Here is a 5,658-nt window from a genome sequence, read left to right on the forward strand (position 1 = left end):
GGCCAGGGCCGAAGACCGCCGAATCGACCTTCCCTGCCCGACCGGCCGGGCCCAGCGTCCCGATCCGCGGGGATTTGTTGAAGTACTCCATGAGGTTTGATGGCATTTGGCACCTCCTCGTTTGGGGCCGGACTTGGCGTGGGGGGAATTAAAGATTTGCGAGGGGGGAGGGGGCGGGCGGCGGGTTTGAAAAGTGTATGGTATGGAACGAGAGGCTAATTCGGAAAAATTCTTTAATATCAAATAATTTTTTAAACACGTTCTCAGGAAAGCACTTAAGAATTCAAATCGGAATAAATTCGAAAGACTATTTTTACGCCAGCTGAATTTTCTTTCTGTTGTATTATGGCAGACCCGCTGGCAAACAATATTTTCGATACCATCAAACCACGAGCGATCATCAAGGAGGGTCCACACTTTCCCGAAGACGTGGAGGTACTGACGGTCAAGAAAGTGAGCGAATCCCTGAAGATTGAATGCAAAGGCCGAAATTCGAGTCAGGTCTATACGCGATTTCTCACCCCGCAACATATCAATCAGATCGAGATATTTCCCGAGTGTGAATCCTTCACCGGCGATGCGAAGAAATTCCGGCTCGGCATTGAGGCCAAACGGCTGGGTCTTGCCTATGAATATGATCCATATTTTTCGCTCTCCATCGCGCGGATCGATCCCCTCCCCCATCAGCTGGAAGCGGTCTATGACTATTTCCTGAACCTGCCGCGCATTCGGTTTCTGCTCGCCGATGATCCCGGTGCCGGGAAGACGATCATGGCGGGCCTGCTCATCAAGGAACTCAAAATACGCGGGCTTGTCAAGCGCATCCTGATCGTCACCCCGGCAAACCTCACCTTCCAGTGGCAGCGCGAACTCAAGGAAAAGTTCAGGGAGGAGTTCCATATCGTTCGGGGGGAGATCCTCCGTGCTGCGTATGGCTCGAATCCCTGGGATGAGCGGGATCAGGTCGTCACCTCGCTCCCGTGGATCGCCCGCATCGACGAAGCCCAGGAAAGCCTCCTGAAATCGAAATCTTGGGACCTTATCATCGTGGATGAAGCGCACAAGATGAGCGCCTACTCGGAGGAGAAAAAGACGCTCGCGTATAGGATCGGTGAGAGGCTCTCCGAGATGACGGACCATTACCTGCTCATGACGGCGACGCCTCACAAAGGGGATAAGGAAAACTTCCGCCTCTTCCTATCCCTGCTCGACAAAGATGTCTACGGAGATATCCAGAGTTTGCTGCGGGCCATGGAAGCGCGGGAAGCGCCATTCTATCTCAGGAGGGTGAAGGAAGCCCTCGTCAACTTCCCTGACCCAGAGACGGGAAAGGTCACCAGCCTGTTCAGGAAGCGGTTTGTGTATTCGGTGTCTTTTGATCTGGATGCTGAAGAGGGCGAGTTCTACCAGCATCTCACCGATTATGTGGAGGACCAGTCCGTTCGGGCTGCAGCAGAGGGCACAATCCGTGGGAGAGCGCTCGGGTTTACGATGGCGATGCTCCAGCGCCGGTTTGCCTCGAGTATCTATGCGGTGCGCTGCTCGCTCGAGAGAATGCGCGACAAGCGCCAAGAGATCCTCCGGGATCCCGAAGCCTACCGGAAGAAGGAGATCGACCGGCGCCTCCAGCGCGAGCTGGATAAGCGCTTCGGGAGTGAAGAGGAGATCTTGGCCGAATTCTATGACGACGAGCGTGAGCGGTTGCTGCTTGAGCTCGAGGAGGCGGTGATATCCTACCGGCCCGAGGACCTCCGTGAGGAGATCGCCGATCTCTCCCGCCTTGTCACCATGGCCAAGCACCTCGAGGAGCGGGAGATCGAAACGAAGCTGCTCAAGCTCAAGGAGCAGCTCACTGCCGAGGGCATCTTCCAGGACCCGAACATGAAGCTGCTCGTCTTCACCGAGCACAAGGACACGCTGGTGTATCTCGTCGAGAAGCTCCGTTCATGGGGGCTTTCAGTCACTCAGATTCACGGTGGCATGAAGATCGGTGACCGCAACACGCCGGGGACCCGGCTGAATGCGGAGAAGGAGTTCCGGGACGATTGCCAGGTGATGGTTGCCACCGAGGCGGCCGGCGAGGGTATCAACCTCCAGTTCTGCTGGTTCATGATCAACTACGATATCCCGTGGAACCCTGTCCGGCTCGAGCAGCGGATGGGGCGCATTCATCGTTACGGGCAGGAGAAGGACTGCCTGATCTATAATTTCGTGGCCCGAAACACTCGCGAAGGCCGGGTGATGGACAAACTCTTTTCCCGGATCAGCCAGATCGAGGATGACCTCGACCCCGAACGGACCGGGAAGATCTTCAATGTGCTCGGCGATGTGTTTCCCTCGAACCAGATCGAGCGCAAGCTCCGTGAGATGTACGCCCAGAGTCTCGAGGAACAGGAGATCATCTCCTGGATTATTGACGAGACCGAGAAGGATCGGTTCAGCCAGATCACCAACTCGACGCTCGAGGGGCTCGCCAAGCGGCACCTCAACCTCTCTGCCATCATCGGCAAGCGGGAGGAGGCAAAGGAGCGCCGCCTGGTCCCCGATGTGGTGGCCGATTTCTTTGCCACGGGCGGCGGTCTCTGCGGTCTCAGTCTCCGTGAGACAAAGGAGCATCCAGCGATATTCCGGGTGGGCAAGGTCCCCCGCCTCCTGATCCCGATCGGCGAGGAGATCGAACGGGTATACGGGACGCTGGGGCGCGAGTACCGGGAGATTTGCTTCGACAAGGAGGTGCTCAGGGCCTATCCGAACACCGAATGGGTCACCCCGGGCCACCCGCTCTTCGAGAGTGTGCGTCACTATGTGCTCGATGAGACAGAGCATGATCTGCGCTCCGGGGCGGTCTTCTTCGATCTACACCGCGATGAGCCGGCGGTGTTCGATGTCTTTTCGGCAGCGGTCAATGATGGCCTGAATAATACGGTGCACGAGCGCCTCTTTGTCCTGGAACACAACGGAGGCGGGGAAGCAAAGGTGCGCCAGCCGACGGTGTTCCTGGATGTGATTCCGGCAAATGCACAGGTGACAATCCCCGAGTTCTCCCTGCCCGGTCATGATGAGGTGGAGGCTCTGCTCTACGAGCATGCGCTCATGCCCTTCATGGAGAAGGTTGCGGATGAACGCCGGCGCGAGGTGGGGGTCATCAGGAGGCACCTGGAGACAAGTCTACAGGAGCTGCTCATGCGCGAGAATACCAGGAATATGGAACTGCACAAACGTGAGCATGAAAGAGATCCTGACCCGCTGCTCCCGGCGAATATTGCAAATTCCGATCGCCGCCTGGACGAACTCGAACGCCGCCTGAAGGTCCGGAGGGCTGAGCTTCTCAAGGAGGAGACCCTCACGATCGGCAACATCCGGCACCACGGCCGGGCGTGGGTGCTCCCCCATCCGGACCGCAATGAGAACGAGAACCGGCGCATCCGGCGCAGCGATGAGATCGAGCGCATCGCAATAAAGGCCGCAATTGCGTATGAAAACGCCCGGGGCTATGATGTGGAGAGCGTGGAAGACCAGAACTGCGGGTATGATCTGAAATCACGCAAATTCGATCCGGATGATCCCGACACCGCGGTGGACCTGCGGTTCATCGAGGTGAAAGGCCGGGCCGGCGTCGATGATGTCTACCTTTCCGATAATGAGTATAAAACGGCGGTTCGGCAGAAGGAGGACTACTGGCTCTATGTGGTGTACAACTGCGCAACCAATCCTGTAGTCTATCCGATTCGCAATCCAGCAAAACTGGGCTGGCAGCCAGTGGTAAGGGTGGAGCATTATCAAATAGGCTCTGAAGAAATTTTGGAGGTGAATAAATGACGCATAAAAAAATTCACGAAATCCGTGATCCTATTCATATTTTTATTCATATGGATTCAAATGAGCGCGAGGTATTGAATTCGACTCCAGTTCAGAGGTTAAGATACGTCCATCAACTCGCTTTGACATACCAAGTATATCCTGGATCAACCCATCGCAGATTTGAACACTCTCTTGGTGTAATGGAACTCGCAACGAGGATTTTTGATACTGTTATGTTGAATCTCAGTCGATCGCCAAAAGATTTTGACTTCGACATTGGATCAGACTTTGACCGCGAATATTGGAGAAGAACACTACGAATGGCAGCTCTTGTCCATGATATTGGTCATTCACCGTTCTCTCATGCTTCTGAAGATTTGTTTCCTGATAGTTGGAATCATGAAAAAATGACACTGGAACTTATTGAAAGTCCAGAAATGAATACATTATGGAGAAAATTAAAAATATCGTCAGAAGACGTTGCAAAATTGGCAGTTGGCCCAAAATATTATGAAAAATCACTTATGAAGGATCATGAGACAATTTTTTCTGAAATAATTACTGGAGATGCCTTCGGGGCTGATAGAATGGATTATCTCCTTCGTGATACTTATCATGCAGGGGCCGCATATGGAAAATTTGACCACTATCGTCTGATAGAAACCTTGAGAATTTTGCCCAAAAGGTACGATGATTCCGATGAACCAGCTCTCGGTGTAGAAACTGGGGGCATCCAGTCTGCTGAAGCCTTATTGTTAGCACGGTATTTTATGTTTAGTCAGCTTTATTTTCACCCCATTCGGCGTATCTATGATATCCATCTGAAAGATTTTCTCAAGATATGGTTGAAAGATGGATATTTCCCGAAGGACGCCGATGGACATCTCAGATTAACCGATAATGAAGTGGTTTCAGCAATGTATGAAGCAATGAGGGATGCTCAAAATCCTGCCCATGAACAGGCATGCAGAATTATTAAAAGAAAACATTTCAAAGTCCTGTATAGCAGAAATCCGGACGATGTTTCCATCAACAGAAGTGCTGGAGAATATGTCTTTACGGCAGCCTGTGATCAATTTGGTGAAGAAAACGTTCGGCATGACATTCCAAAAATATCAGGAAGCAGCGTAGAATTTCCAGTACTGGAAAATGACAATAGAGTAGTTTCTTCACTAAGAAAGTCAGAAACACTTCAAAGGTTACCTGAGATTGCATTAGAAACCGTGTATATCCATCCGGAAAAATATGATGAAGCTGTGACATGGCTAGAAAAAGAACGTGAACAAATTATCGAGTTAGTGATCGAGGAGGATGTATGAAACAAATTCAAAAAGACGGATTGATATTTCATCTCATCAGTTCGCTAAAAAAGAATGGTAGTTGGTGTGGAGAAACACACATTCAAAAAGCAATATATTTCATTCAGGAAATGATGGGCGTCCCTCTCGGCTTTGATTACACTATTTACAAGCATGGTCCCTTTTCATTTGATTTAAGTGACGAGTTAAGGGATCTAAGAGCCGATTCACTTTTAGAATGGGAGGTAAGACCAGAACCGTATGGGAACAGTCTCAAGCTCGCCCCCATGAGTCTAGAGATAGTGAAGAAGATTCCTCAGACAATATCACGATACGGGCCTGCAATCTCATTTATTGCCGAGGAATTTGGTTCAAAGGGTGTTAAAGATCTTGAAAAGATCTCGACTGCCCTCTATGTTACAATGAACCCTGCTGAAAACGGGTCATATTCAAGGGCACAGCGTATTCATGAATTAAAACCCCATATCTCTGTAACTGAAGCAGAGAGCGCCTTGAATGATATCGATGAAATGATGAAAAAGAGCAGGTCAATAACCTC

At 51.3% G+C, this 5,658-nt stretch carries 3 protein-coding genes; all 3 read left to right on the forward strand.

Translation table 11 applies throughout. The annotated features are described in order from the left end of the window. The first annotated feature begins 345 nt into the window (after nt 1-345). A complete protein-coding gene (locus QCH34_RS05480; protein ID WP_300331356.1) occupies nt 346-3,819 on the forward strand; it encodes a DUF3883 domain-containing protein in 3,474 nt (1,157 codons plus the stop codon). Next, nucleotides 3,816-5,120: an HD domain-containing protein gene (locus QCH34_RS05485; RefSeq protein ID WP_300331360.1), complete on the forward strand. Its 1,305-nt coding sequence runs from the start codon at nt 3,816-3,818 to the stop codon at nt 5,118-5,120. The genes QCH34_RS05480 and QCH34_RS05485 overlap by 4 nt, the downstream gene beginning before the upstream one ends. Then, the coding region (locus tag QCH34_RS05490) for a hypothetical protein (protein ID WP_300331364.1) at nt 5,117-5,658 on the forward strand (542 nt) is incomplete at its 3' end. The genes QCH34_RS05485 and QCH34_RS05490, both read left to right, overlap by 4 nt.

Origin of the sequence: Methanocalculus sp., assembly GCF_029762515.1 — an archaeon.
In the GTDB taxonomy this organism is placed as follows: Archaea; Halobacteriota; Methanomicrobia; order Methanomicrobiales; family Methanocorpusculaceae; genus Methanocalculus.